This is a genomic window from Agrobacterium sp. A3-95 (genome assembly GCF_053521785.1).
Genome location: NZ_JBNWDR010000001.1, coordinates 114,425 through 139,433, shown reverse-complemented (window position 1 = coordinate 139,433; position 25,009 = coordinate 114,425). Strand labels below are relative to the sequence as shown.

General features: G+C 60.0%; 26 protein-coding genes and 1 pseudogene. 14 read left to right on the top strand and 13 right to left on the bottom strand.

Translation table 11 applies throughout. The annotated features are described in order from the left end of the window. Positions 1–95: 95 nt before the first annotated feature. The 4 genes from ACQZ5Y_RS00675 to alr form a co-directional block, all read right to left on the bottom strand. Positions 96–683 (bottom strand): CvpA family protein, encoded by a 588-nt coding sequence (locus ACQZ5Y_RS00675; RefSeq protein ID WP_003512345.1) that lies wholly within the window; start codon positions 681–683, stop codon positions 96–98. A 95-nt stretch (positions 684–778) separates the two neighbouring features. Next, positions 779–2,179, bottom strand: coding sequence for a DNA repair protein RadA (gene radA / locus ACQZ5Y_RS00670; RefSeq protein ID WP_003512347.1), 1,401 nt, complete (start codon positions 2,177–2,179; stop codon positions 779–781). Positions 2,180–2,376: 197 nt separating this feature from the next. Further along, positions 2,377–2,643, bottom strand: a complete 267-nt coding sequence (locus ACQZ5Y_RS00665; RefSeq protein WP_065658079.1) for a type II toxin-antitoxin system ParD family antitoxin — start codon at positions 2,641–2,643, stop codon at positions 2,377–2,379. Between the two features lie 65 nt (positions 2,644–2,708). Beyond that, on the bottom strand, positions 2,709–3,884 hold the full coding sequence (gene alr / locus ACQZ5Y_RS00660; protein ID WP_013635829.1) for an alanine racemase: 1,176 nt from the start codon (positions 3,882–3,884) through the stop codon (positions 2,709–2,711). 86 nt (positions 3,885–3,970) lie between these two features. On the opposite strand from alr, the gene ACQZ5Y_RS00655 reads away from it, so the two are divergent. From ACQZ5Y_RS00655 to ACQZ5Y_RS00645, 3 genes are all read left to right on the top strand, one after another. Next, positions 3,971–4,828 (top strand): AraC family transcriptional regulator, encoded by an 858-nt coding sequence (locus ACQZ5Y_RS00655; RefSeq protein WP_035251674.1) that lies wholly within the window; start codon positions 3,971–3,973, stop codon positions 4,826–4,828. Between the two features lie 92 nt (positions 4,829–4,920). Continuing rightward, positions 4,921–5,625: an AzlC family ABC transporter permease gene (locus tag ACQZ5Y_RS00650; RefSeq protein ID WP_065688179.1), complete on the top strand. Its 705-nt coding sequence runs from the start codon at positions 4,921–4,923 to the stop codon at positions 5,623–5,625. Further along, positions 5,622–5,924 (top strand): AzlD family protein, encoded by a 303-nt coding sequence (locus ACQZ5Y_RS00645; RefSeq protein ID WP_003512357.1) that lies wholly within the window; start codon positions 5,622–5,624, stop codon positions 5,922–5,924. The genes ACQZ5Y_RS00650 and ACQZ5Y_RS00645 overlap by 4 nt, the downstream gene beginning before the upstream one ends. A 91-nt stretch (positions 5,925–6,015) precedes the next feature. Here the strand turns inward: ACQZ5Y_RS00645 and ACQZ5Y_RS00640 are convergent, their stop codons facing one another. Beyond that, positions 6,016–7,512: a replicative DNA helicase gene (locus ACQZ5Y_RS00640; protein WP_003512358.1), complete on the bottom strand. Its 1,497-nt coding sequence runs from the start codon at positions 7,510–7,512 to the stop codon at positions 6,016–6,018. 57 nt (positions 7,513–7,569) lie between these two features. Here ACQZ5Y_RS00640 and ACQZ5Y_RS00635 point away from each other — a divergent pair, with 57 nt between their 5' ends. From ACQZ5Y_RS00635 to ACQZ5Y_RS00620, 4 genes are read left to right on the top strand one after another with little or no spacing between them, the layout of a single operon-like run. Then, complete coding sequence (locus ACQZ5Y_RS00635) at positions 7,570–7,782, top strand: hypothetical protein (protein ID WP_127966030.1); 213 nt, start codon at positions 7,570–7,572, stop codon at positions 7,780–7,782. Between the two features lie 40 nt (positions 7,783–7,822). Beyond that, positions 7,823–8,278 carry a MarR family winged helix-turn-helix transcriptional regulator gene (locus tag ACQZ5Y_RS00630; protein ID WP_003512359.1) on the top strand — a complete coding sequence of 152 codons (456 nt, stop codon included), beginning with the start codon at positions 7,823–7,825 and terminating at the stop codon, positions 8,276–8,278. After that, positions 8,275–9,975 (top strand): MFS transporter, encoded by a 1,701-nt coding sequence (locus ACQZ5Y_RS00625; protein WP_013635833.1) that lies wholly within the window; start codon positions 8,275–8,277, stop codon positions 9,973–9,975. Before ACQZ5Y_RS00630 ends, ACQZ5Y_RS00625 begins: the two co-directional genes overlap by 4 nt. An 18-nt stretch (positions 9,976–9,993) precedes the next feature. Beyond that, positions 9,994–11,061 (top strand): HlyD family secretion protein, encoded by a 1,068-nt coding sequence (locus ACQZ5Y_RS00620; RefSeq protein WP_003512361.1) that lies wholly within the window; start codon positions 9,994–9,996, stop codon positions 11,059–11,061. Between the two features lie 266 nt (positions 11,062–11,327). Here the strand turns inward: ACQZ5Y_RS00620 and rplI are convergent, their stop codons facing one another. The 5 genes from rplI to ACQZ5Y_RS00595 all read right to left on the bottom strand — a co-directional run bounded on the left by rplI (position 11,328) and on the right by ACQZ5Y_RS00595 (position 15,139). After that, entirely contained in the window at positions 11,328–11,903 is a 576-nt protein-coding gene (gene rplI / locus ACQZ5Y_RS00615) for a 50S ribosomal protein L9 (protein ID WP_003512362.1), read from the bottom strand. A 14-nt stretch (positions 11,904–11,917) separates the two neighbouring features. Continuing rightward, positions 11,918–12,892, bottom strand: coding sequence for a YybS family protein (locus ACQZ5Y_RS00610; RefSeq protein WP_025592960.1), 975 nt, complete (start codon positions 12,890–12,892; stop codon positions 11,918–11,920). A 188-nt stretch (positions 12,893–13,080) separates the two neighbouring features. Further along, positions 13,081–13,329 (bottom strand): 30S ribosomal protein S18, encoded by a 249-nt coding sequence (rpsR, locus tag ACQZ5Y_RS00605; protein ID WP_003496832.1) that lies wholly within the window; start codon positions 13,327–13,329, stop codon positions 13,081–13,083. Between the two features lie 13 nt (positions 13,330–13,342). Then, entirely contained in the window at positions 13,343–13,804 is a 462-nt protein-coding gene (gene rpsF, locus ACQZ5Y_RS00600; RefSeq protein ID WP_003512373.1) for a 30S ribosomal protein S6, read from the bottom strand. A gap of 291 nt (positions 13,805–14,095) precedes the next feature. Beyond that, positions 14,096–15,139 (bottom strand): aldo/keto reductase, encoded by a 1,044-nt coding sequence (locus tag ACQZ5Y_RS00595; RefSeq protein ID WP_025592963.1) that lies wholly within the window; start codon positions 15,137–15,139, stop codon positions 14,096–14,098. A gap of 222 nt (positions 15,140–15,361) precedes the next feature. On the opposite strand from ACQZ5Y_RS00595, the gene fabD reads away from it, so the two are divergent. From fabD to gmk, 7 genes are all read left to right on the top strand, one after another. Beyond that, positions 15,362–16,306 carry an ACP S-malonyltransferase gene (gene fabD / locus ACQZ5Y_RS00590; RefSeq protein WP_174049317.1) on the top strand — a complete coding sequence of 315 codons (945 nt, stop codon included), beginning with the start codon at positions 15,362–15,364 and terminating at the stop codon, positions 16,304–16,306. Positions 16,307–16,405: 99 nt separating this feature from the next. Then, entirely contained in the window at positions 16,406–17,143 is a 738-nt protein-coding gene (gene fabG / locus ACQZ5Y_RS00585) for a 3-oxoacyl-[acyl-carrier-protein] reductase (protein WP_003512379.1), read from the top strand. A 350-nt stretch (positions 17,144–17,493) separates the two neighbouring features. Next, positions 17,494–17,730: an acyl carrier protein gene (locus ACQZ5Y_RS00580; RefSeq protein ID WP_003502080.1), complete on the top strand. Its 237-nt coding sequence runs from the start codon at positions 17,494–17,496 to the stop codon at positions 17,728–17,730. 246 nt (positions 17,731–17,976) lie between these two features. Then, complete coding sequence (fabF, locus tag ACQZ5Y_RS00575; RefSeq protein ID WP_065661575.1) at positions 17,977–19,239, top strand: beta-ketoacyl-ACP synthase II; 1,263 nt, start codon at positions 17,977–17,979, stop codon at positions 19,237–19,239. Positions 19,240–19,602: 363 nt separating this feature from the next. After that, entirely contained in the window at positions 19,603–20,823 is a 1,221-nt protein-coding gene (gene mltG, locus ACQZ5Y_RS00570; protein WP_003512383.1) for an endolytic transglycosylase MltG, read from the top strand. Between the two features lie 68 nt (positions 20,824–20,891). Continuing rightward, entirely contained in the window at positions 20,892–21,779 is an 888-nt protein-coding gene (locus ACQZ5Y_RS00565) for a YicC/YloC family endoribonuclease (protein WP_003512385.1), read from the top strand. A gap of 4 nt (positions 21,780–21,783) precedes the next feature. After that, positions 21,784–22,446, top strand: a complete 663-nt coding sequence (gmk, locus tag ACQZ5Y_RS00560; protein WP_003512388.1) for a guanylate kinase — start codon at positions 21,784–21,786, stop codon at positions 22,444–22,446. Between the two features lie 27 nt (positions 22,447–22,473). Here gmk and ACQZ5Y_RS00555 read toward each other — a convergent pair. From ACQZ5Y_RS00555 to pdxA, 3 genes and pseudogenes are all read right to left on the bottom strand, one after another. After that, positions 22,474–23,088: pseudogene (locus tag ACQZ5Y_RS00555) on the bottom strand (alpha/beta hydrolase). Between the two features lie 56 nt (positions 23,089–23,144). Beyond that, positions 23,145–23,975: a 16S rRNA (adenine(1518)-N(6)/adenine(1519)-N(6))-dimethyltransferase RsmA gene (gene rsmA / locus ACQZ5Y_RS00550; protein ID WP_003512392.1), complete on the bottom strand. Its 831-nt coding sequence runs from the start codon at positions 23,973–23,975 to the stop codon at positions 23,145–23,147. Then, positions 23,975–24,997 (bottom strand): 4-hydroxythreonine-4-phosphate dehydrogenase PdxA, encoded by a 1,023-nt coding sequence (gene pdxA, locus ACQZ5Y_RS00545; protein WP_065688186.1) that lies wholly within the window; start codon positions 24,995–24,997, stop codon positions 23,975–23,977. Before pdxA ends, rsmA begins: the two co-directional genes overlap by 1 nt. Positions 24,998–25,009: the final 12 nt, after the last annotated feature.

Genomic DNA, 25,009 nt, shown 5'->3' with positions numbered 1-25,009 from the left:
CCGGTGAGCTTGTCTCCCGGTCGGCCAGTCTGTGTCGTGCTTGATATTTAGCACAAATAGCGCGCCTTGCATGCATTGCAAGGCGCGACACTGTGTCAATTATTCGTTGCCGGCGGATTTGTCGCCGGTACATCTTCCGCAGGCGTCTGCGCGGCTGCCGGTTCCTGCGGTTTTCCGAGGATACGGGCGCGGATCTGCGGCTCTATATCGTCAGGCAGAACCGCTTCCAGCTTGCCCACCAGCCCGTCGAGGAAAGGCTTGGACTTGGCCTGGGTTACCCATTGCGGCTGCGTCTTCACATCCACCAGCCAGTTCCAGAAGGCAACCGCGACGACCAGCAAGAGAATGCCGCGCGCTGCGCCGAACAGGAAACCCAGCGTGCGATCCAGCGCACCGATGCGGCTGTCGATGATGAAATCGGCAATGCGCGAGGTGATGAAGGAAATGACGACGAGGGAGATGAGGAAGACGACGCCTGCCGAACCGGCGATGGCGATCTTGTCGTCATCGGTATAGTTGCGTGCATAGGGCAGCAGGATCGGGAAAAGATAATAGGCGGCGGCGACCGAACCGGCCCAGCTCGCGATGGACAGAATCTCGCGGGAAAAACCGCGCACCATCGCGAGAATGGCGGAGAAAAGAACAACGGCGATGACGATGCCGTCGAAAATTGTAATGGGCATATACCAACTCCGGAGGTGCGACGCCCTGTCAGGCGCTGCCTTGCCAATTGTGCGATCCTCTTACACCACTGTTTCCCTTGGCGAAAGGATCAATCTTAGTCGTCCTCAACCTGTTTGAACCGGTTGCCGGAACCGGCGATGCGCGCCACGAGGTCCGGCAGGCTTTCTATTTCCGTCCAGCGCCCCTTGCCCGCTTTCGGCAATTCAGCCGAAGCAGACGGCAGAAGTGCGGCGGAGAAACCGAGTTTTTCAGCTTCTTTCAAACGCTGGCCCGTATGCGAGACGGGCCGTACCGCGCCCGACAGGCTGATCTCGCCGAAATAGACGCAATCGGCGGGCAGGGCAAGACCGGCAAGCGAGGAAACCAGCGCAGAGGCTATCGCCATATCCGCAGCCGGTTCGGAAATGCGGTATCCGCCGGCGACGTTCAGATAAACGTCGTGCTGACCGAGCTTCACGCCGCAATGGGCTTCCAGCACGGCAAGGATCATGGCGAGCCGCGAACTGTCCCAGCCGACCACGGCGCGGCGCGGCGTGCCGAGCGAGGTGGCCGCGACCAGCGCCTGCACCTCGACCAGAATGGGACGGGTGCCCTCCATGCCGGCAAAGACCGCGGCACCGGGAGATTTCTCGTTGCGCTCGCCAAGGAACAGTTCGGACGGGTTGGAGACCTCGCGCAATCCGCGGTCGGACATTTCAAACACGCCGATCTCGTCCGTCGGCCCGAAGCGGTTCTTGACGGTGCGCAGAATGCGGTAATGGTGGCCGCGGTCGCCTTCGAAATAAAGCACGGCGTCGACCATGTGCTCCACCACGCGCGGACCGGCGATCTGGCCTTCCTTGGTCACATGGCCCACCAGAACCATGGTCGCGCCCGTCTGCTTGGCGTAACGGATCATCGCCTGCACGCCGGTGCGCACCTGCGTTACCGTGCCGGGAGCGGAATCGGCCGTGTCGCTCCATAGCGTCTGGATGGAATCGATGATGACGAGATCGGGGCGTTTGCCCTCGGAAATCGTCGCCAGAATATCCTCGACATTGGTTTCTGCCGCCAGCAGCACGTCGGTTTCCGCCGCACCCAGCCGCTGGGCGCGCAGACGCACCTGGGCCACCGCTTCTTCGCCAGAAACATAGATGACGCGATGTCCGCGCCGCGAAAGGGCAGCTGCCGCCTGCATCAGCAGGGTCGATTTGCCGATGCCGGGATCGCCGCCGATCAACACCGCCGAACCGCGCACGAAACCGCCACCGGTTGCCCGGTCCAGTTCGCTGATACCGGTCGGAATGCGCGGCGCCTCCTCGATCTCGCCCGAAAGCGCCGTGAGCGCGACCGCCCGGCCTTTTTTCGGCGTCTTGCCGGGGCCGGAGCCGATGCCGCCCATCGGGTCTTCTTCGACGATGGTATTCCATTCGCCGCAGCCTTCGCATTTTCCCGCCCAGCGGGTATGAACCGTGCCGCAGTTCTGGCACACGAATTGGGTCTTGGCTTTGGCCATCTATGTCAGTTTTCTTCTTGTTTGAAATCTTTGGCGGAATTGTCCTGGTGGCCGTGCAGCAAGCGCAGAACGGTTAGATCGGCCTCGTCAACACGAAAGAAGATGACGCGCCCACGATAGGCAATACTGCGAAGCCCGGCCCATGGTCTTCGGCAAGATCGCGCCTTGCCCGCGTGGTCCAGATTGGGGTCCGGATTTTAATGACAGGTCCCCGTTTTTTGCTGCACGGAAACGCGTTTGATATCGCTCAGGAAGTCGTCTTGTGAGGCATAGCGGTGAACCCGGCCTGCTTCAGCGTCGTCAATGCCCTGTATCAGCAATTTAAGCGCGACTCTTTTTCTTTCATCGCTGCTCAGTAATTGCAGGCTCGCATGAATAACGGCGTCCGCATCGCTATAGACACCCGCAGCCACCTGCTCTTCGATGAACTTTTCGTCCTGCTCGCTCAAATGGATTTCGGGCATTTCGATCTCCTTTTGTTCTCTTTTAGCACAGGTCGCTTCCGCTTTCCAAGAGCTAAAGACGTGGTTCAGTCGTCAGCCATCAGATATTGGCGCTCGTAGCGCAAACCAAGCCCCGTCAGCATTTCGTAACCGATAGTGCCGGCGGCGCGCGCCACCTCATCGAGCGGCACTTTCGGGCCGAAAAGCTCGATATAATCGCCGGTGCGGACAGCGTTTGCCGGTATGTCCGTGATGTCGAAAATGGTGAGATCCATGGTCACACGACCGGCGACCGGCGCCTTGTGGCCGTTGACTATGCCGTAAGCACCGCCATGGCCCATTTCGCGCAATGGAATGCCGGAACCGGAAAGCGACCGCTGGTAGCCGTCCGCATAACCAACGGAAGCGATGGCAAGGCGGCTCGCCCGTTTCAGCAAATAGGTGCCGCCATAGCTGACGGTCTGGCCTTCGCCGGCCTCGCGAATCTGGATGATCCGCGCTTCGGCCTTTGCGACGGGCCGCATCGGGTTTGCCACATCGTTGATTGCCTCGCCGCCGTAAAGGGCAATGCCGGGGCGGGTCAGATCGAAATGATAATCCGGCCCCAGAAAGATTCCGGCAGAAGCGGAAAGGCTTGATTCGATTCCTTCGAAAGCGGCGCTAACCTTGCGGAATGATTCGAGCTGGACCTTATTCATGGGCGAAGACGGCGTGTCGGCGCAGGCGAGGTGGGAGAGCACCAGAACCGGATCGAAACTCGCAGGCCGGGTCACGTCGTCTGCCAGAAACAGCGCGTCGTCCAGCGGCAGGCCAAGCCGGTTGAAGCCGGTATCCACATGCAGCGCGCAGGGGTGTTCGCCGCGTTCGGCAACTGTCGCCATCCAGAAGGAGAGCTGTTCCTCCGAGGCCAGAACCGGCACGAGATCATTGTCGAAGACCTGACGCTCCTGGCCCTGCCAGATGCCTGACAGCACGAAGATGCGCGCTTCCGGCGCATAGGATCGCAAGGTCGCACCTTCGGACACCGTTGCCACGAAGAAGTCGCGTGCGCCGGCATGGTAGAGCGTCGCGCCGCAATCCTCGATACCGAGCCCGTAGGCATCTGCTTTCACGACAGCCGCCGTCCGCGCCTTGCCGGACCGCTTTTTCATGTCGCGCCAATTGTCGGCAAGCGCGCCGAGATCGACGGTCAGCCTCAGCGGCGCATGTTCGAAAGCGTCGGTTTCGTGTTCGGGAAATGTGTCTTCGAAGTCGTCTGTCATGCCATGCGTCCGGTTGATTTGGAACCGGTTCGGACCCTAGCACTTTTGTTCAAGACGGTAATGACCGATTGGTTTAAAGTCGTTCTATGCACAATGTTTCGCAGGAACAGGCCATAGACGTCATGCCGGTTGCAGCGACGGAAACGACGCGTTTCTGGCGTGACCCACGTTTTGGCGGCATGGAATGTCTGAGCGCGACGTTCCTGACACATGAATATTCGCCGCACGCGCATGATACCTTCTCGATCGGCGCGATCGAAAGCGGCTCGCAGATTTCCACCATTCAGGGCACCAGGGAACAGACCGGGCCGGGGCATCTCTATCTCATCAATCCGGACGAGATTCACGATGGTGCGCCGGGTGGCGGCGGTTATCGTTATCGGATGATCTATCCCGACGCAGCGCTGCTGCGTGATATTATCGAGGATGTGACGGGCAGGGCTTTCCACGGAATGCCGTCCTTTCCAAGGTTTCTCCCGCGTGATCCGCAGATGGCCGCTGCTTTTCAGATGGCGCATCGCAGGCTGGAGGCCAAGTCCGGCGCTCTTGAGGCAGATGAGGGCATGTTCTCGGTTCTGGCGGCACTGTTCGGCAGGCATGGCAGCGCCATTATACTGGCCGTTGAAACCCGCGAGAAGACGGCGGTCCATACCGCCCGCGACTATCTCTCCGATAATTACGAGACCGATATCGGCCTTGAGGAACTGGCGTCCATCGCTGGTCTCAGCCGCGCGCATCTCATCCGGGCCTTCCGCAAGGAGTTCCACATCACCCCGCATGCCTATCTGACGGATGTGCGCATAAGGCGCGCGCGCCGTCTTCTGCGTTCCGGCGAAATGCCGGCCGAGGTGGCTGCGCTGTGCGGTTTTGCCGATCAGGCGCATTTTACGCGGCATTTCAAGGCGCGCACCGGCGTCACGCCGGGACAATTCCGGACGGCGTGATTTTGGTGGCCATTCCGAAGCACAACGTCACTTTCATTCAAGACTGGAAAAACTTGCAGGCGTAATCGCATGTCTCTGAAAAGGAGAATGCAATGTCCGTACTGGAAAAACGTGCAGAGCTTGGCGCAGGCCTGAGAGCTGCGGCACCCCTGCTGGTCGCCATGGTGCCGATCGGCGCCGTGTTCGGTGCGGTCGCGGTCGGCAAGGGATTGTCGCCGCTGGAAGCCTCGTTGATGTCGATTCTCGTCTTTGCAGGTGGCTCACAATTCGTCGCCATGGATCTGTGGACGCATCCGGCAAGCTGGAGCGCGCTCGGTTTTGCCGCGCTGCTGGTCAATCTTCGCCATGTGCTGATGAGTGCTTCCATCGCTGGCAAGCTCGATGATTTTACCGGCTGGCGAAAATATGCGGCCATGCTGGTGCTGACGGACGAATCCTGGGCGCTATCGGAATTCAGGGCAGTTGCCGGTAGGCTGACGGCCGCATTTTTCACCGGCGCTGCGCTGCCAATCTACCTCGTCTGGAACATCGCCACGCTCACGGGCGCGCTTTTAGGCTCGGTGATGGGCGACATGACGGTCATCGGTCTGGACTTCGCTTTTCCGGCCGTGTTCATCGTGCTGCTGATGGGGTTCTGGAAGGGCAGGGAAACCGGCCTGGTGCTGCTGGCAAGCGCTGCCGCCGCCTTTGTCACGCACGCGCTGGTCCCAGGCGCCTGGTACATAGCCGCCGGTGCGCTTGCGGGGCTTTCCGTCGCAGCCTTCGGCCGCGAGGACGAGGTGGAGCAGCCAGCATGACGCTTGATACGAACACCCTGCTGGCGATCCTCGCCATGATGGCGGCCACCGTCGCTACGCGTCTTGGGGGTCTGCTGCTGGTCAACCATTTCACCCTGACGCCGCGTCTGAAAAAAGCGCTCGGCGTGGTTCCGCCTGCGGTCTTGATGGCTGTGGTGACGCCAACGGCATTCTCAAGCGGAATGGCGGAAACAATCGCCTGCGCGGTGACGGCAGTCGCGGCGCTCCGCCTCAGCCTGCTCCCAGCCGCAACGCTCGGCGTCGTCACCGTGGCGCTTTTGCGCGGAATCGGATTGTGAGGCAATCCCGCCAAAGTTCTGAAAAGATTCCCCAGTTTCGATTTAGAGCAGGCAGGGCGAAACGCTGACCCGGTTTCGCCCTCGGTTCAGATCAATGCTCTTCGTACTGGCTGAAGCTCGGGTCGGCCAGATCCGCGAAGCGGGTGAATTCGGACTGGAAGGCGAGTTTCACTGTGCCGGTGGGTCCGTGACGCTGCTTGGCAATGATGACGTCGGCGGTGCCTTTCACCTTGTCGAACAGGGCCTCCCACTCGGCATATTTCGGATCGGAAATATCGCGCGGCTCCATGTTCTTGACGTAATACTCTTCACGGAACACGAACAGCACCACGTCGGCGTCCTGCTCGATCGAGCCCGATTCACGCAGGTCGGAAAGCTGCGGGCGCTTGTCTTCACGGCTTTCCACCGCACGGGAGAGCTGTGAAAGCGCGATGATGGGAACATTGAGTTCCTTGCCGAGCGCCTTAAGGCCCGTGGTGATCTGGGTGATTTCCTGCACGCGGTTCTCACCGCTTTTGCCGGCGCCGGTCATCAGCTGAATATAGTCGACCACCAGGACGTCAAGACCACGCTGGCGCTTCAGTCGACGGGCACGGGCGGAAAGCTGGGCGATGGAGATACCACCGGTCTGGTCGATGTAAAGCGGCACCTTCTGCATCATCTGGGAGCAGGCGACGAGCTTCTCGAAATCGGCCTCGGTAATGTCACCGCGGCGGATTTTCGAGGAAGACACTTCCGTCTGCTCTGAAATGATACGGGTTGCCAGCTGTTCGGACGACATTTCGAGCGAGTAGAAGCCGACGACGCCGCCGTTTTTCGCCTTGAACGAACCATCAGGCTGAACTTCCTGATCGTAGGTCGCCGCGATGTTATAGGCGATGTTGGTGGCAAGCGAGGTCTTGCCCATACCCGGACGACCGGCAAGTACGATAAGGTCGGAACGCTGCAGGCCGCCCATGCGGGCGTCGAGCGAGTGGATGCCGGTGGAAATGCCGGAAAGATTGCCGTCACGCTCGAAGGCGGCGCCCGCCATGTCGATCGCCAGCGCCACCGCATCGTTGAACGACTGGAAGCCGCCATCGTAGCGACCGGTTTCCGCCAGTTCGAACAGGCGGCGCTCGGTGTCTTCGATCTGCGCCTGCGGCGGCATGTCCAGCGGCGCATCATAGGCGATGTTGACGACATCCTCGCCGATCTGGATCAGCGCGCGGCGCAGCGCCAGATCATAGATCGCCCGACCGTAATCTTCCGCATTGATGATCGAAACGGCTTCTGCCGCCAGACGCGCCAGATATTGCGCCACCGTCAGGTCGCCGACCTTGTCGTCTGCGGGCAGGAAGGTCTTGATGGTCACCGGATTGGCGGTCTTGCCCATGCGGATGATGTCGCCCGCCACTTCGAAAATCTTGCGGTGCAGCGGTTCGTAAAGATGCACGGGCTTCAAGAAGTCCGACACGCGGTAATAGGCGTCGTTGTTAACGAGGATGGCGCCCAGCAGCGCCTGTTCGGCCTCGATATTGTTCGGCGCCTCGCGGTAATGCGGTTCCGCCGGTTGCGCGGGGGTGATCTTTCTCACAGCGTCGTTCATGGTTTGCACGATCTCCCTTTGCCTTGCCACTACACTTCGGGTTTGGCTTCCTTGGCCATGGCAGTCAATGATATTGTTGCAACACTCTATGGCAGCCTGACGTCCTGTCTGCGAAGCTGGATCACATCTTCAGTTGTCCCCAGCAATCCACAGGCGGGTGGGGACAAGGTGCGGGAAATTCCCGGCAACGTGATTCGCTGCCATGAGTTTATCGCATGGCAGACCCGACGTGAAAGAAACTTGAAAATCGGCAGGCTTCCAAATAAATAGGCAGAAAATAAGTAGTGTGCTAATTATAAGGCTTGCTGACATGTCCCGCGAAACCGACAAGGAACAGCTTCTGGACGAGGTGTCCGCCTTCACCCGCAAGCTGCGCGCATTTTTTGACGCGCGGGTAGGGGAAAGCGGCCTGACTTTGGCGCGTGCGCGTGCGCTTTTCGCGCTGTCGCGACGTGGGCCGCTGACCCAGACGGAGCTTGCCGAGGAAATGGAAATCGAAACGCCGACGCTGGTGCGCGTGCTGGACGGCATGGAGAAACAGAACCTCATCGAGCGACGCTCCGACGAAACCGACCGCCGCGCCAAACGCATCCACATGACGGAGGAGGGCGAGAAAACCTCCGAAACGGTGCAGGCGGTGGCAAAATCGCTCCGTTCTGAAATCGCCGCCGATGTTTCCTCGCAGGATCTGGCGATGGCGCTGGATGTCATGCGCAGGCTTTCGGCCAATCTGCAAAATCTGGCAAGCGGGAGGGCGCAATCGTGAGTACCGTGGTGCCGCAAACGGCAGATGAGACCGCCTCTGAAAATGCCGACGTGACGGTAAAGCCGGCGAGCGCGCCGGAATCTGCTGCTGCGGCCGCCGCGCCGCAACCGGTGGAGCGGCCAGTGTGGCTGCGGCTGTGTTTCATCTTTGCGGGCCTGGCGTTCTTCATCACCCAAGGGTTGGGCATGAACCTCGTCATGGCCAATCTATACCAGTTGCAGGGCGAATTTTCCGCCACGGTGGCTGAGGTCGCCTGGCTCTCCGCCGCCTATATGGCCCCCTATGCCACGTTTTCCATCGCGCTGTTCAAGGTGCGAACGCAATATGGCCTGCGGCCCTTTGCCGAACTTTCGATCATCGTCTTCGTGGTTGCCTCCTGCCTCAACCTGTTCGTGACAGATTTGCATTCGGCGATCGTCATCCGCTTCCTCAGCGGCATGGCGGCGGCACCTCTTTCTTCGCTCGGCTTTCTCTACATTCTGGAGGCCTTTCCGCCGGCGCGGAAATTTTCGCTGGGCTTCAGCATCGCGCTCACCGGAACCTTGCTGTCTGCACCGCTCGCGCGCATCGTCTCGCCTTCCTTGCTGCAAATCGGCGGCTGGAATGCCCTTTACACGATGGAAATGGGCTTCGCGCTGATCTCGCTCGCCTTGATCTACCTGTTGAAAGTCACGCCGCCTCCGCGGGCGAAAGTCATCGAGCGCACGGATATTCTGAGTTACCTTCTGTTTGCGGGTGGCCTTGGCTGTCTTGCGGTCATGCTCACGCTTGGCCGGTTTTACTGGTGGTTCGAAACATGGTGGCTGGGCGTGCTTCTGGCCACATCGATCACGCTTCTCACGCTGATGGTCGTCATCGAATTGCCGCGCAAGAACCCGCTGCTTGACCTGCGCTGGATTTTTTCGAAAACCAACTTGCATGTCATAGCGGTCCTGCTCATCTACCGTGCAGTTTCCTCCGAGCAATCCTCGACGGCGGTGAGTTTCTACCAGCAGCTTGGCCTTTTGAACGACCAGACGATCACGCTTTATGCTCTGGTGCTTTTGGCGACGGTTCTCGGCGGTGCGGCCTGTGCCTGGCTGATGCTGACGAAATATGTCGATACCGCTCATGTGATTGCGCTTACCCTGATTGCGGCCGGCGCTTTTCTGGACAGCCAGTCCAACAACCTGACGCGGCCAGCGCAGATGTATCTGAGCCAGATGATGATCGCCTTCGGTGCGGCCATGTTCCTGCCGCCCGTTATGGCAAAGGGGTTCGCTGCCGCACTTGCGCGCGGAGCGCCCTATCTGGTGAATTTCATCACCATCTTCCTGTTCACCCAGATCACCGGATCGATGTTGATGACCGGGCTGCTCGGCAGTTTCGTGACGCTGCGCGAAAAATTCCATTCCAATATTCTGGTGGAAAATATCCTGCTCACTAACCCATTGGTCGCCCAGCGCGTGTCGCAACTTTCCGGCGCCTACAGCCACGTCATCACCGATCCGGCGCTGCTGAAGGCCGAGGGGCTTTCCCTCCTTGGCCAGCAGGTTACCAAGGAAGCCTATGTGCTCGCCTATAACGATACGTTCCTGTTGATTTCCACCGTTGCGGCGCTGGCGCTCATGGCGCTTTTGCTCCACCTTGCATGGCTGCGCATCCGTCCCCGCTTTTTCCGGGACAATGTCGATGCCGCGCCGGCGCCACAGTCTTGAACCTCCAAGAGTGATAATATGCTGAAGAAGATTTTTACCCCCGTTTCCATTCTCGTTCTGCTCGGTGGCCTCGCCGGCGTCGCGCTGGTGCTCTATGCATGGCGCCTGCCGCCATTCCTCTCAACCGTCGAAATGACCGACAACGCCTTCGTGCGTGGTTACGTGACGACGATGAGCCCGCAGGTGAGCGGTTATGTCGTGGATGTGCCGGTGAAGGACTATCAGGAGGTCAAACAGGGCACATTGCTGGCGAAGATAGACGACCGCATCTACCGCCAGAAGCAGGCGCAGGCAGGAGCCGCGCTGGATACGCAAAAAGCGGCACTGGACAATTCCCGCCAGCAGGAAAACGCCGCCAACGCCAATATCCGTTCCAGCGAGGCGGCTGTCGATAGCGCGCAGGCATCTCTGAAACAGGCGCAACTGGCATCAGACCGTCAGGACAACCTCATCAAAAGCGGTGCCGGCACCTCCAGCCTGCAGGAAGAGGCGCATGCCGCGCTTGAAAAGGCGAGGGCATCGCTCTCGCAGGCGAAAGCGGCACTTGAGGTATCGCGGCAGGATTTGCAGACGATCATCGTTAACCGCAGTTCGCTGCAGGCCGCTGTCGCCAATGCCGAGGCTGCGGTCGAACTCGCCAGGATCGATCTCGACAATACCGAAATTCACGCGCCGGTGGACGGCAGGCTCGGCGAAATCGGCGTGCGCACCGGTCAGTATGTGACGGCCGGAACGCAGTTGATGGCGGTTGTGCCGCATGATGTCTGGGTCATCGCCAATTTCAAGGAAACCCAGCTCGCGGGCATGCAGGTCGGCCAGCCGGTGACGATCTCGGTGGATGCCCTGCATCGCCGCAAGCTCAACGGCCGCGTCGAGCGGTTCTCGCCCGCCACGGGATCGGAATTCGCTGTCATCAAGCCCGACAATGCCACCGGCAATTTCGTGAAGATCGCCCAGCGTCTCGGCGTGCGCATCGCAATCGACGCCGATCAGCCGCTGGCAGCGGATCTGTCGCCGGGCATGTCGGTGGTCGTGCATGTGGACAAGAGCGTGGCGCCTGAGGGGGCGGAGACGGCGGCGAGGTAGTCTGGCGCTGAGTTTGCCGAGAGGCGCCCCCTCTGTCCTGCCGGACATCTCCCCCACAAGGGTGGAGATCGAGTTGTGGCTTGCGCTCGACAACCTCAACGTTGCGGCTATTAGCGATGTGGGATCGCCCTGCTGATCTCCCTCCTTGTGGGGGAGATGCCCGGCAGGGCAGAGGGGGGTAACCTCTCCACACACTCCAGTCACAAAACCAAAAAAACCCCGGATGTCGCCATCCGGGGTTTTCCTTATGACCACAAGGCCAAATCTTATTCGTCGTCGTCGTTGCCGTCAGCTTCCGGATCGAAGAAGTCTTCCGGACGCAGGGCGTCTTCGTCAACGCCATAGATGGCGTCGGCGGAGGTGAGGCTTTCGCCCTTGGACTGACGCTCGGCTTCTTCGGCAGAACGGGCAACGTTCAGCTCGACCTGAAGCTCGACTTCGGCGTGCAGGTGCAGGGTAACGTTGTGCAGGCCGATGGTCTTGATCGGCGTGTTCAGTTCAACCTGGTTGCGGCCGATGTTGAAGCCTTCGGCGCCGAGGATTTCAACGACGTCGCGAGCAGCAACAGAACCGTAAAGCTGACCGGTTTCGCCAGCCGAGCGAACGACGATGAAGGACTTGCCTTCGAGTGCTTCGGCAACCTTCTGGGCTTCCGACTTGCGCTCGAGATTACGGGCTTCAAGCGTTGCGCGCTCGGTTTCGAAACGGGTCTTGTTGGCGGCGTTGGCGCGCAGCGCCTTGCCCTGCGGCAGCAGGAAGTTACGTGCGTAACCGTCGCGAACCTTTACGGTTTCGCCCATCTGGCCGAGCTTGTTGATGCGTTCGAGAAGAATAACGTCCATCTTCTTGATCCTTTCTATGTGTTGGTTTCGTTCGTATTGTCAGTTTTCCGCGTTGGGGTGAGGGAGATCGTGCTGCGCACGTCGCTCAATCCCAAAACGAGAATGATAAGCAGCGGGAAGACAAAGACCGCCGAGAGATAGGCGAGGATGAGAACCGGCAGACGCCAGTCCTTTCCACGCGCGCGTTTGTGCAGCGAGGCGTAACCTGCCATCAGGAAGCCCGCGCCGAAGGTGCCGCAGACGACTGCGCCGACCATCGCGGCGACGCCACCGAAGAACATGGCGACGATGCCGCAGAGAAAAACGAAGATGGCGTTGCGGTGCATGCGCAGCGCGGAAGGAATGTCCTCGCGTGGGCGAAGACCCTTGCCGAAGGAACCGACCAGCCGGGCCGCGAAATAATAGGCAGCAAACAAAAGGATGACCCACAGGCCGCCCTGAACGATCGGCAGCATCAGAACCAGCAGCGACTTCGTCTGCGCCAGTGCCTCGACATTGGGTTCGAACAGCGGTTCGCGGCTCTGCACGGAGGTCATCATCAGATCGACCATGCGCGCGACGAGATCGGGACCGTAACCGATCATCCAGCCGAGAATGACGACGGCAACCGAAACCAGAAGGCAGAGATGCAGGACAATGCCGGACAGCGGATACCAGGCAAGCAGGTCATCCGGGCCGCCGAGTTCCGAGGCCGGGCGCGCCAGATTGGCAAGATGCGAAAGCCAGCCCGCCGGGATCAGCGTGAAGATCGCAATGGTCAGCGAGAAAAGCGGCGATATGACGAGCGCGCCGATGATAGCCGTGGTGATGATCGCAACGACGGCTGCGCGATTGCCCCAGCCCATGCCGGCGATGAAGATGGGCATGGCGGAACCGGCGTAAAGCAGGAAGGAAAAGGACGACTGTGCCGTTGCGCCAAGCGTTAGAAACGCGGCGCATATGCCGGCGAGAACGCCGGTGATCAGCACTGTCTGGTTCAACTTTTGCACTTCGCTGTCCTGCTGGAAACTTGAGCAGTTAGAGGACCGGTCCAATCAGGATCGTCGTCCCCAACATGGGTTTTATGGTATCGATCCGCGCCCAACGCGGAAGGATTTGAACTCGCAACCTACTGATCAAAAGTCAGTTGCATCGTGGAAGACGAGGCCGCGCCAAAGCGCGGCCTCGTTTCAAATCATTACGCTACGACGTAAGGCAGCAGGCCGAGGAAACGGGCGCGCTTGATCGCCTGGGCGAGTTCGCGCTGCTTCTTCTGGGAAACGGCCGTGATGCGGGAAGGAACGATCTTGCCGCGCTCGGAAATGTAGCGCTGCAGGAGACGAACGTCCTTGTAGTCGATCTTCGGAGCGTTTGCGCCGGAGAAGGGGCACGTCTTGCGACGGCGGTGGAACGGGCGGCGTGCCTGGGAAGAGGATGTATCAGCCATTGGTCAATTCTCCTTATGCACGGTCTTCGCGCGGACGGCGCGGACGGTCTTCGCGGTCGCCGAAGCCACCTTCGCGCGGTGCGCGGGGACCACGATCTTCACGCGGGCCACGATCCGGACGGTCGCCATCGCGGCGCGGACGGTCGTCACGGTCGCGCTTCTGCATCATCGCGGACGGGCCTTCTTCGTGGGCTTCGACGGCGATGGTCATGTAGCGAAGAACGTCTTCGTTGATGCGCATCTGGCGCTCGATTTCGTGGATCGCAGGCGCCGGAGCGTCGATGTCCATGAGAGCGTAGTGAGCCTTGCGGTTCTTCTTGATGCGGTAGGTGAGGGACTTCAGACCCCAGTTCTCGACGCGTCCGACTTTACCGCCGAACGATTCGATAACGCCCTTGTACTGCTCGACAAGTGCGTCGACCTGCTGGGCAGAAATATCCTGCCGGGCAAGGAAGATGTGTTCGTAAAGAGCCATTTAAGCTTTGCCTTTCTTGCGTTTCGTCCTTCACCCGGCAACGGCGCTAAGCCTCAACGACTGCTCCTGGTTAGGCTGCGAAGCCTTAAAGCAAGAAAAGCGTTGTTCGAGACGGTCGAGAGCGGAGACACGGGAGGCCGGAAAAACCTTATGGTTCCTGCTGTTTCGTTACCGAAACCAGCCCTCCGTTCAGCCACCAGCCAATTGGACCGGGTGTTGTGAACAGCGCGCTTATACCCATTTTTGCCCGGAATGCAAGGACCGGAGGCGAAAAAGCGCGCTGCGCTGTCGTCAGATCGGCATCGGATACTGCCGATGGATCGCCGCAATACCCTTCAGGACCTCTTCCGATAGCGCCACATCGGCTGCTGCGATATCCACCTTCAGCTGCTCCATGGTCGTTGCGCCGATGATGGCGGAGGCCATGAAGGGGCGTGTCAGGCAGAAGGCGATGGCGAGCTGTGCCGGATCGAGGCCGTGTTGTGCGGCTAGCTCAAGATAGGCCTTGACCGGCGCTTCCTGATGCGGCTGCAGGCGACCGCCGAGGTCCTTGTTGATGGTGCCGCGCGAGCCCGCAGGGCGTGCGCCGTTCTGATACTTGCCGGTGAGCAGCCCCGCCGCCAGCGGCGAGTAGGCCAGCAGGCCGACATCTTCGTGATGGGCGACTTCCGCCATGTCGAGATCGAAGCTGCGATAGAGCAGGTTATATTCGTTCTGGATGGTTGCGACGCGCGGCAGGCCACGGGCCTCGGCAATATCGATATATTTCTGCGTACCCCATGCGCTTTCGTTGGAAAGGCCGATAGCGCGGATCTTGCCGGCCTTTACCAGCTCGCCGAGCGTGTCGAGCTTTTCGGTGATCTCGGCAAGCGTGCGCTCCTTTTCCTGACCGGAAGCATCAAAGCTCCAGGCGCCGCGGAAGTGATAGGTGCCGCGGTTCGGCCAGTGGATCTGATAGAGGTCGATGTAATCCGTTTTCAGGCGCGTGAGGCTGGTATCTACTGCCTCGCGGATAGCGCTCGCATCGATATCGCGCCCGCCGCGAATATAGTCACGCCCGGAACCGGCGACCTTGGTGGCGAGCACGACCTGGTCACGCTTGCCGGTCTTTTCGAACCATGTGCCGATATAGTCTTCCGTCCGTCCCTGCGTTTCGGCGGAAACGGGGGTGGTGGGGTAAAGCTCGGCCGTATCGAAGAAATTGACGCCGTTCTCCAGCGCGTAATCCATCTGCGCATGCGCTTCGGCTTCAGTGTTCTGCGTGCCCCACGTCATTGTGCCAAGGCAAATTTCGGACACGGAAATGCCCGTGCGGCCCAATAGTCTCTGTTTCATGGAAATGTCCCGGTGCTTGGCCAGATATTTGAAAGGTGGCATGAAAGTAATGGGGAATTGCCGCAGTGCAAGAAAAAATATGATGAAAAGAAAGGGGAAAATAGATCGGCAAAACCGCGTCGATGGGGTGCCGAAGGGCTTCAAGCCTTGACTCCGCAGGCCGGAATGTGAATGGAAGTCGAAAAGAATAAAGGCAAGGCCAGACAAGAAGGACCACATCCCATGGGTATTGCATTCACATTTCCCGGTCAGGGAAGCCAGGCCATCGGCATGGGCAAGGAACTCGCCGATACCTATCCGGAAGCACGGGCTGTGTTCCAGGAGGTCGATGACGCGCTCGGCCAGAAGCTTTCCGACATCATGTGGAATGGCCCGGAAGAAACGCTGACGCTGACGGCCAATGCCCAGCCGGCGCTCATGGCGGTGTCCATGGCGGTCATGCGGGTTCTGGAAGCGCGGGGTCTGAAGCTCTCCGACGCCGTCTCTTATGTCGCTGGCCATTCGCTCGGTGAATATTCCGCGCTCTGTGCTGCCGGCACCTTCTCGGTTGCCGATACCGCACGGCTTCTCCGCATCCGCGGCAATGCCATGCAGGCTGCCGTGCCGGTGGGCGAGGGCGCGATGGCAGCGATCATCGGGCTGGAGCACGATGCTGTTTCGGCAATCTGTGAAGAGGCTGCCATTCTCGGCGTCTGCCAGATCGCCAACGACAATGGCGGCGGCCAGCTGGTCATTTCCGGCGGCAAGGCGGCTGTCGAGAAGGCGGCTGCGATCGCTTCCGAAAAGGGCGCCAAGCGCGCCATCATGCTGCCGGTTTCCGCGCCCTTCCACTCCGCGCTGATGGCGCCGGCGGCGGAAGCCATGCGCGAGGCGCTGGCGGCTGTCGAAAAGAATAACCCGGTCGTGCCTGTTATCGCCAATGTGCGTGCCGCCCCCGTTTCCGACGCCAATGAGATCGCCGCTTTGCTGGTCGAGCAGGTGACGGGCCAGGTGCGCTGGCGCGAGACGGTGGAATGGTTCGCCGCCAACAATATAACGCAGCTTTACGAGATCGGCTCGGGCAAGGTGCTGACGGGTCTTGCCCGTCGCATCGACAAGACGGTGAACGGCGTTGCCGTCAACGGCGCTGCCGATATCGACCAGCTTCTCGCCACTCTTATCGGCTGAGACGGGCTTCGCCCCGCATCGGCTTTTTGTTTTACGGTAATTCCCGATGCGATTTCGCTAAAAGGCTTTTGCGGAATTGCTCTAAAGAAGGAACGGAACATGTTTGATCTGACAGGCCGCAAGGCTCTCGTAACCGGCGCGACCGGCGGCATTGGCGAGGAAATCGCCCGCCTTCTGCACAGCCAGGGCGCAACCGTCGGCCTGCACGGCACGCGCGTTGAAAAGCTCGAAGCCCTGGCGGCGGAACTTGGCGACCGCGTCAAGATTTTCCCGGCCAACCTTGCCGATCGTGCCGAGGTCAAGGCGCTGGGCGAAAAGGCCGAGGCCGAGCTGGAAGGCGTCGACATTCTCGTCAACAATGCCGGGATTACCAAGGACGGCCTGTTCGTGCGCATGAGCGACGAGGACTGGGACAACGTCATCGAGGTGAACCTGACCGCGATGTTCCGCCTGACGCGTGAACTGACGCATCCGATGATGCGCCGCCGTTTCGGCCGCATCATCAACATCACCTCCATCGTCGGCGTCACCGGCAATCCCGGCCAGGCGAACTATTGCGCCTCCAAGGCTGGCATGATCGGTTTTTCGAAGTCGCTGGCACAGGAAATCGCCACCCGCAACGTCACCGTCAACTGCGTGGCGCCCGGCTTCATCGAAAGCGCGATGACCGGCAAGCTGAACGACAAGCAGAAAGACGCCATCATGGGTGCCATTCCCATGAAGCGCATGGGGACGGGCGCCGAAGTCGCTTCGGCCGTACTTTATCTTGCTTCCAATGAAGCTGCCTACATGACCGGCCAGACCTTGCACGTCAATGGCGGCATGGCGATGATCTGACGCCACCTGAAAGGCGTCTTGAAACGATTGCGGCGCTGTTTCTGCACCTTGTTTGGTGTCGGGCGCCGCAAGACCCTCCATGCCGGTTTCCGGCGAAATTGCCTGTCATACGTTGTGCTTAGCGCGTTTTCAGGCTTTTCGACCGGTTGAAACCGTGTTAATCGGGCCAAGACTGTGAACAGTCGTCCCGGAGAGACAGGAAGCCGTTGCGATTTTGCGCGACGATGTCTAGCTTGGACCGGGTTGAACGGGTTTGCCAGCAGTGCCGGATTTGAACGGCGCATGAGGGCTTCTAACAGGGCAGGGTGCCGTAAGGCATTCCCTTCAAAATAAAGGTCGAGGAAACCGACATGAGCGATATCGCAGAACGCGTAAAGAAAATTGTAATTGATCATCTGGGCGTCGACGCCGACAAAGTTGTTGAAGGCGCAAGCTTCATTGACGATCTGGGCGCTGATTCGCTCGATACCGTTGAACTGGTCATGGCTTTCGAAGAAGAATTCGGCGTCGAGATCCCAGACGACGCAGCTGACTCGATCCTGACTGTTGGCGACGCTGTCAAGTTCATCGAGAAGGCCCAGGCCTGATCGACCTGTATTGGGGAGGTGTAACAACCTCCCGTCTTGGCCCGGCTTGTCCGGGCCAATATTTTATCGTGAAACAGAACGCGCCTGAAAGACGTGCGTCCTGACGAATGCATAAGTTTCCGAACCGGCTCCGGCCTGCGGAAGATTATGCGGACATTCAAAATGGTGCAGCGCCTGTTCCCGCCATTCCATGGTGTGTGGCGTTGCAAAAAGACCGATGATTTGGATAAGGGCGGAGCGTTGGCGATGAGGCGTGTCGTTATCACCGGTACCGGCATGGTATCTCCTCTTGGATGCGGAACGGAAATCACCTGGGAACGGCTGCTTGCCGGCCAGAACGGTGCCCGTCTCGTGACTGAGTTCGAAGTCGAAGACTTGCCCGCAAAGATTGCCTGTCGCATTCCCGTCGGCGATGGCTCCAACGGCACGTTCAATGCCGACGACTGGATGGAACTCAAAGAGCAGCGCAAGATCGATCCGTTCATCCTTTACGGTGTGGCCGCTGCCGACATGGCGCTAGCGGACGCCGGCTGGCATCCCGAAACGGACGAAGACCAGATCGCCACGGGCGTTCTGATTGGCTCCGGCATCGGCGGTCTGGAAGGTATTGTCGAGGCGGGTTATACGCTGCGCGACAAGGGCCCCCGCCGCATTTCTCCATTTTTCATTCCCGGCCGTCTGATCAACCTGGTTTCCGGCCACGTCTCAATCCGTCACAAGCTGCGCGGTCCGAACCACGCCGTAGTGACGGCTTGCTCGACCGGTGCGCATGCCATCGGCGATGCTGCCCGGATGATTGCGTTCGGCGATGCCGAGGTCATGGTCGCAGGTGGCGCCGAATCGCCGGTCTGCCGCATCGCGCTTGCCGGCTTTGCCGCCTGCAAGGCGCTTTCCACCCAGCATAACGACGATCCGCAGAAGGCATCCCGTCCCTATGACCGCGACCGTGACGGTTTCGTCATGGGCGAAGGTGCCGGCATCGTCGTTCTGGAAGAGCTGGAACATGCCAAGGCGCGCGGCGCAAAGATTTATGCCGAAGTCGTCGGTTACGGCCTTTCCGGTGATGCCTATCACATCACCGCACCGTCGGAAGATGGCGATGGCGCGTATCGCTGCATGGCGATGGCGCTGAAGCGCGCCGGCCTCACGCCTGACGATATCGACTACATCAACGCCCACGGCACCTCCACCATGGCCGATACGATCGAGCTTGGCGCGGTCGAGCGGCTGGTTGGTGACGCGGCGTCGAAGATTTCCATGTCTTCCACAAAGTCGGCCACCGGCCATCTTCTCGGAGCAGCTGGCGCTATCGAGGCGATTTTCGCCACGCTTGCGATCCGCGACAACATCGTTCCGCCGACGCTGAACCTCGACAATCCCGACGTGGAGACGAAGATCGATCTGGTGCCGCACAAGGCGCGCAAGAGGCAGGTCAACGTCGCCTTGTCGAACTCCTTCGGGTTTGGCGGCACCAACGCCTCCCTCGTACTGCGTCGCTACGAAGCATAAATCACGACGAGAACCCGGCGCCGCAAACCGCCTAAAGCGGTGCGGCTCCCTCCCGCCGGGTGCCTGAGAGCGCTCTTCTTTGAAGAACGCATTGCGGCTTGCGAAAGCCATTTCGATTTTCGCGCCGATATTGTAGTCGTTTACGGAAGACGGTTTGCCGGTTTCGGAATGATTTCCTGCTGCGGGTGAATTTCCCGCCGCAGATGGCTTTCCTTGACCGGCTTTGCCGGAAACGACGATTCGTGAAGAAGCAATCAGGTCTTCACGATGTCTCTATGTGGTGCAGGAAGGCATTCCGAACCTGTTTTTGCCGCATTACCTGCGCAAAAAGCGCTGACAACGCCGAACTGAAAAGGACCGACGGTGAGCGACACGAACCAGAACAGCCAGGGACCATACGGACGAGACGGCGCGGGTGAGGGCAATCGCGGCCCGATCATCCCGAAATCCCCGACCGAAGCGCTTCGGCCGGAAAAGGTGCCGGCTCCACCGAAGCGCTCCCGCAAGGCCCATGGCCAGCTGGTGATCTTCCTGAATTTTCTGATGACGCTTGCGGTTGCCGTCTGTGTGCTTGCTGTCGCAGCCTTCTATTACATGATCAATGCGTTCCAGGAGCCCGGTCCGCTTCAGACGAACACACATTTCACGGTGCGCAACGGCGCAGGCCTCATCGAGATCGCCAATAATCTCGAGCGCAATGACGTCGTATCCAATGCCCGTGTCTTCCGCCTGATGACGGGCAGCTACCTGCAAAAGGACCAGACGCTGAAGGCGGGCGAATACGAAATCAAGGCCGGCGCATCGATGAAGGATATCATGATGCTCTTGGAGTCGGGCAAATCGATCCTTTATTCCGTATCGTTGCCGGAAGGTCTGACCGTCAAGCAGATGTTCGCGCGGCTTGCCGCCGACGAGGTGCTGGATGGCGAATTGCCCGCCACCCTGCCGCCGGAAGGCAGCCTTCGCCCCGATACCTATCGCTTTACCCGTGGTACGAAGCGTGAGGAAATCATCAACCAAATGAGTGCGGCGCAGGAGAAGCTGATCGACATGATCTGGGAACGTCGTGACCCAGACCTGCCAATCAAGACGGTCGAGGAATTCGTGACGCTCGCCTCGATCGTGGAGAAGGAAACCGGTAAGGACGACGAGCGCGCCCATGTCGCTTCGGTGTTCTACAACCGGCTGAAGAAGGGCATGCGCCTGCAATCCGACCCGACGATCATCTACGGTCTCTTCGGCGGCGACGGCAAACCGTCCGACCGTCCCATCTACCAGTCGGACCTGCAAAAGCAGACGCCGTTCAACACCTATGTCATCAAGGGCCTGCCACCGTCTCCTATCGCCAATCCGGGCCGGGCCGCACTCGAGGCGGTTGCCAACCCGTGGCGCACCGATGACATCTACTTTGTTGCCGATGGCACCGGCGGCCATGTGTTTGCAAAGACGCTGGACGAACATAACGCCAATGTGCGCCGCTGGCGCAAGATCGAGGCCGAAAAAGCGGCTTCCGGCGCCAATCCCGATGTTGTCGTGGATGGTCAGCCCGGCGGCACCGAGGCGGAAAAACCGGCCAATAACTGATAGTTCTGACCGGGCCTTGTCATCGCAAGGCCCGGTTTTTTGCACGGCATGATGGGGGCTTTCTGAATATGACATTGCAATCGATGACCGGGTTCGCGCGCAGCGAAGGAACCTCCGGCCGTTACCGCTGGGCGTGGGAATTGCGCTCGGTGAACGGCAAGGGGCTCGATGTGCGCCTGCGCCTGCCAAACGGTCTGGAAGCGCTGGAAACGGGCCTGCGGGAAATCGCGGCACAGCATCTTTCCCGTGGCAATATTCAGGCGGGATTGACGCTGGCGATTGCGGAAAATCGGCTGGAGGCGGTGATCAACCGCGATGCTCTTGCCGCAGTTCTCGCTCTCAAGGAAGAACTGGGCGACGTCGTCGACGACAAGCCGCTGAGCTTCGATACGCTACTGTCGCTGCGCGGGCTCGTCGATTTTCGCGAGGCGGAAGATGACGCCGAGGCGCAGGCCGCGCGCAACGCCGACGTGCTTGCGGGCTTTGCCGCCGCCGTTGAGAAGCTGAAGGACATGCGCGAGCGGGAAGGGGCGTCCCTGTTTGCCATCCTGTCCGGGCAGATCGACAGGATCGAGCAACTCGTGAACCTCATCGAAAACGATCCTTCCCGCCAGCCGGAACAGATCGCTGCAAGGCTTGCCCAGCAGATTGCCCTGATTGGCGATGGCATGCACGGGCTCGATCGCGACCGTCTGCACGCCGAGGCCGCACTGATTGCTACCAAGGCGGATCTGCGCGAAGAGGTCGACCGGCTACACGCACATGTCCAGGCATCGCGCGAACTTTTGGCTCATGGCGGGCCAGTTGGCCGCAAGCTCGATTTTCTTGCACAGGAATTTAACCGCGAGTCGAATACAATCTGTTCCAAATCGAACGCCAGTGCGGTAACCGCAGCAGGCATAGAGCTGAAAGTGGTTATCGACCAGTTCCGCGAGCAGGTCCAAAATCTGGAGTAGACCCATGGTTCCGGTGAACAATTCCCCTGTTACGATTGCCCGCAGAGGGCTGATGCTGGTGATTTCATCGCCATCGGGCGCTGGTAAATCCACGATAGCGCGCAACCTGCTCGACAAGGACAAGAACATCAGCCTGTCCGTCAGCGTGACGACGCGCCCGCGCCGCCAGAGCGAGATTGAAGGCATCCACTACCACTTCATCTCCAAGCGCGACTTCGAGCGCCTGCGTGACAGCGATGAGCTTTTGGAATGGGCCGAGGTTCACGGCAATTTTTACGGCACGCCGCGCGAGCCGGTGGAAGTGGCGATGGCGGCCGGACGCGACATGCTGTTCGACATCGACTGGCAGGGCGCCGAACAGCTTCAGGACAAGATGAAGGCCGACGTCGTGTCGATCTTCATCCTGCCGCCAACCATGACCGAGCTGCAATCGCGCCTGCACCGCCGCGCCGAAGACACCGAAGCGGTGATCCAGACCCGGCTTCTCAATTCCCGCGCCGAGATCGAGCACTGGCGCGATTACGACTACGTCATCCTCAACGACGACCTGCAGGCGGCCTTCGAGGCCGTAGAAGCGATAGTGAAGGCCGAACGTGTGCGCCGCGACCGCCGCCACGGCATGTTCGATTTCGTGCGCGGACTGCTTGCAGAAGAACCGCAGCTCTGATTTGGCAGTTAAAGCGGCGTGTTATCTCTAATGCTGACGTAGCCATTGCCGGGACAGGCGCTCGTCTGCCGCGTCTGCTGCCCAGCCGTGGCCTGTGTCGAGTGTCTCCAGTACCACATCCGCGCCCGCAGTCGAAAATTGATCGGCCAAATGGGGCGCATCATCGCGATGCCGCCGCTCATCATGCGCACCTGCAAGCAGGAGCGCAGGATATCCGGTGAGCTTCGGAAAATGCTCGTTATTCCGTGGGGATAGTGGTCGAAGCAGAATTGCACCCCTCGACAGATGACGATTCTAGCAGATTGTTTCAGCCGCGATGATCGCACCGTTTGAATATTCCACGAGAAAGGGTCTTTGCCCTGTCTGCTGAAATACGAATTCGATAAACCGGCAAAGCCCGGCGGCTTGATGTTTCAGGTCGTCGATATCGAGTTGTCTGTCGGGCTTTCTGCGAAAAAACGCAAAGCCATTTTCCCATGGCACAATGCCTCTCGGAGCATACAGAATGCCGTTGCGAAAAACGGCACGGCCAAACGAAGCGAGATCTTCCTCCGTTCTTCCCGAACCGTGTAGCAACACGACCGCGCAATCAGGCGATCCGACGGGCATGTGGAGCTTGTAGTGAAAACCGGCACTCTCCACGCGCTTGTCCCCTAATTCTTTCACCCGCGTTAGAAGTGCCGAAACGTCGCCTTCAATTACAGGCAGTTCGCCAGCGTCACAAATTCCTCGACCGACAGCGTCTCAGCCCGTCGTGTCGCGTCAATGCCTGCCTTTTCCAGCAGAACTTCACCGCCAAGGCTTTTCACGCTCTGGCGCAGCATCTTGCGGCGTTGGCCGAAGGCGGCTTCCGTTACCTTTTCGAGCTTCGCGACATCGCAGGGCAGCGGCTTTTCCTTTGGCAGCAGATGCACGACCGTCGAGGTAACCTTAGGCGGTGGGCTGAAGGCCTGCGGCGGGACGTCGAAGGCCATTTCCGAAACCGTGCGCCAGCCGGCGAGAACGCCAAGGCGGCCGTAATGGTTGTCGCCTTCTTCTGCCACGATGCGCTGGCCGACTTCCTTCTGGAACATCAGCGTCATGGAGAGCCAGAAAGGCGGCCATTCTTTCGGCAGCAGCCAGTTGACCAGCAATTGCGTGCCGACATTGTAAGGCAGGTTGGCAATGATCCGCACCGGTTCGCCAGCGGGAACCAAACCCTCGAAATCGGTCTTCAGCGCATCACCCTCGATGACCTCAAGACGTCCGGGATAATGCGCTTCGATCTCCGCAAGTGCCGGCAGGCAGCGGCTGTCCCGCTCAATGGCGATAACCTTTTTGGCACCGAGCGATAGAATGGCGCGGGTGAGGCCGCCAGGCCCGGGGCCAACCTCAATGACCGTCACGCCGTCAAGCGGCCCAGCGGTTCGGGCGATCTTCTGGGTGAGGTTGAGATCGAACAGGAAGTTCTGCCCGAGCGACTTCTTAGCGTCTAGCCCATGGCGCTGAATGACATCGCGTAGCGGCGGCAATCCGTCAATGGCGGCCATTATGCGCCGACCCGGCTGCGAAGAGAAATCTCCGCCGCCATCTTCAGCGCTGCGACAAGGCTCGTTTCGCTGGCAATGCCCTGGCCGGCGATGCCGAAGGCGGTGCCGTGGTCGGGCGAGGTCCGGATGAAGGGCAGGCCGAGCGTGACATTGACGGAATCGTCAAAGCCAAGCGCCTTGGCCGGGATAAGGGCCTGATCGTGATACATGCAGACGGCGACATCATAGCGCCTGCGGGCGGCATCGTGGAACATCGTATCGGCGGGCAGTGGGCCGAAAGCGTCGATCCCGTCTTTCCGCAACCGTATGGTCGCAGGGTGAACCACATCGCGGTCCTCCGTGCCCAATGCCCCATCTTCACCCGCGTGCGGATTGAGACCGGCGACCGCCAGTCGTGGTGCTTCAATGCCGAATTTCTGCCGCAGATCAGCATCGATAATGCGGCAGGTCGTAACGATCAGCTCTTCCGTCAGCGCCGAAGGCACGTCTTTTACTGGGATATGGATCGTTACCGGCACGACGCGGACCTTGGGTCCGGCAATCATCATCACCGGCATCACCTGTTTGCCGGTCAGGCGCAAAGCCAGATCGGCGAGAAATTCCGTGTGACCGGGAAAACCGAAGCCTGCTTCGTAAAGCACGGATTTCGCAATCGGATTGGTGACGACGGCGGAAGCCTTGCCCTCGACCGTCAAGGCAACGGCGAGCTCGATCGCCTTGATCGTCGCATGAGCGGCTCCGACATGCGGCTGGCCGGCCTGAACCTCGAAACCGACGGGAAGAGGAAGAACGGGAAAAGCACGGTCGAACACGCCGACGGCATCCGCCGCTTCGCAGGTCTCGATATTGACCGGTATGCCAAGCAGCGCCGCACGGCTCGCCACCACATCGGGATCGCCGATGAAGATGAATGGCGCCACGCCGTTCTCCCGGCGGTTGGCCCAGGCGGCAATGGCGATATCAGGGCCGATACCGGCTGGATCTCCCTGTGTCAGGGCAAGCGGCAGGGATGCATGTGTCACGGAAAGGCCGGC

Coding starts and splice junctions, on each gene's coding strand:
- ACQZ5Y_RS00675 (WP_003512345.1), bottom strand. CDS start 683: ATGCCCATTACAATTTTCGACGGCATCGTCATCGCCGTTGTTCTTTTC.
- radA (WP_003512347.1), bottom strand. CDS start 2,179: ATGGCCAAAGCCAAGACCCAATTCGTGTGCCAGAACTGCGGCACGGTT.
- ACQZ5Y_RS00665 (WP_065658079.1), bottom strand. CDS start 2,643: ATGCCCGAAATCCATTTGAGCGAGCAGGACGAAAAGTTCATCGAAGAG.
- alr (WP_013635829.1), bottom strand. CDS start 3,884: ATGACAGACGACTTCGAAGACACATTTCCCGAACACGAAACCGACGCT.
- ACQZ5Y_RS00655 (WP_035251674.1), top strand. CDS start 3,971: ATGCACAATGTTTCGCAGGAACAGGCCATAGACGTCATGCCGGTTGCA.
- ACQZ5Y_RS00650 (WP_065688179.1), top strand. CDS start 4,921: ATGTCCGTACTGGAAAAACGTGCAGAGCTTGGCGCAGGCCTGAGAGCT.
- ACQZ5Y_RS00645 (WP_003512357.1), top strand. CDS start 5,622: ATGACGCTTGATACGAACACCCTGCTGGCGATCCTCGCCATGATGGCG.
- ACQZ5Y_RS00640 (WP_003512358.1), bottom strand. CDS start 7,512: ATGAACGACGCTGTGAGAAAGATCACCCCCGCGCAACCGGCGGAACCG.
- ACQZ5Y_RS00635 (WP_127966030.1), top strand. CDS start 7,570: ATGGCAGTCAATGATATTGTTGCAACACTCTATGGCAGCCTGACGTCC.
- ACQZ5Y_RS00630 (WP_003512359.1), top strand. CDS start 7,823: ATGTCCCGCGAAACCGACAAGGAACAGCTTCTGGACGAGGTGTCCGCC.
- ACQZ5Y_RS00620 (WP_003512361.1), top strand. CDS start 9,994: ATGCTGAAGAAGATTTTTACCCCCGTTTCCATTCTCGTTCTGCTCGGT.
- rplI (WP_003512362.1), bottom strand. CDS start 11,903: ATGGACGTTATTCTTCTCGAACGCATCAACAAGCTCGGCCAGATGGGC.
- rpsR (WP_003496832.1), bottom strand. CDS start 13,329: ATGGCTGATACATCCTCTTCCCAGGCACGCCGCCCGTTCCACCGCCGT.
- rpsF (WP_003512373.1), bottom strand. CDS start 13,804: ATGGCTCTTTACGAACACATCTTCCTTGCCCGGCAGGATATTTCTGCC.
- ACQZ5Y_RS00595 (WP_025592963.1), bottom strand. CDS start 15,139: ATGAAACAGAGACTATTGGGCCGCACGGGCATTTCCGTGTCCGAAATT.
- fabD (WP_174049317.1), top strand. CDS start 15,362: ATGGGTATTGCATTCACATTTCCCGGTCAGGGAAGCCAGGCCATCGGC.
- fabG (WP_003512379.1), top strand. CDS start 16,406: ATGTTTGATCTGACAGGCCGCAAGGCTCTCGTAACCGGCGCGACCGGC.
- ACQZ5Y_RS00580 (WP_003502080.1), top strand. CDS start 17,494: ATGAGCGATATCGCAGAACGCGTAAAGAAAATTGTAATTGATCATCTG.
- fabF (WP_065661575.1), top strand. CDS start 17,977: ATGAGGCGTGTCGTTATCACCGGTACCGGCATGGTATCTCCTCTTGGA.
- ACQZ5Y_RS00565 (WP_003512385.1), top strand. CDS start 20,892: ATGACATTGCAATCGATGACCGGGTTCGCGCGCAGCGAAGGAACCTCC.
- gmk (WP_003512388.1), top strand. CDS start 21,784: ATGGTTCCGGTGAACAATTCCCCTGTTACGATTGCCCGCAGAGGGCTG.
- rsmA (WP_003512392.1), bottom strand. CDS start 23,975: ATGGCCGCCATTGACGGATTGCCGCCGCTACGCGATGTCATTCAGCGC.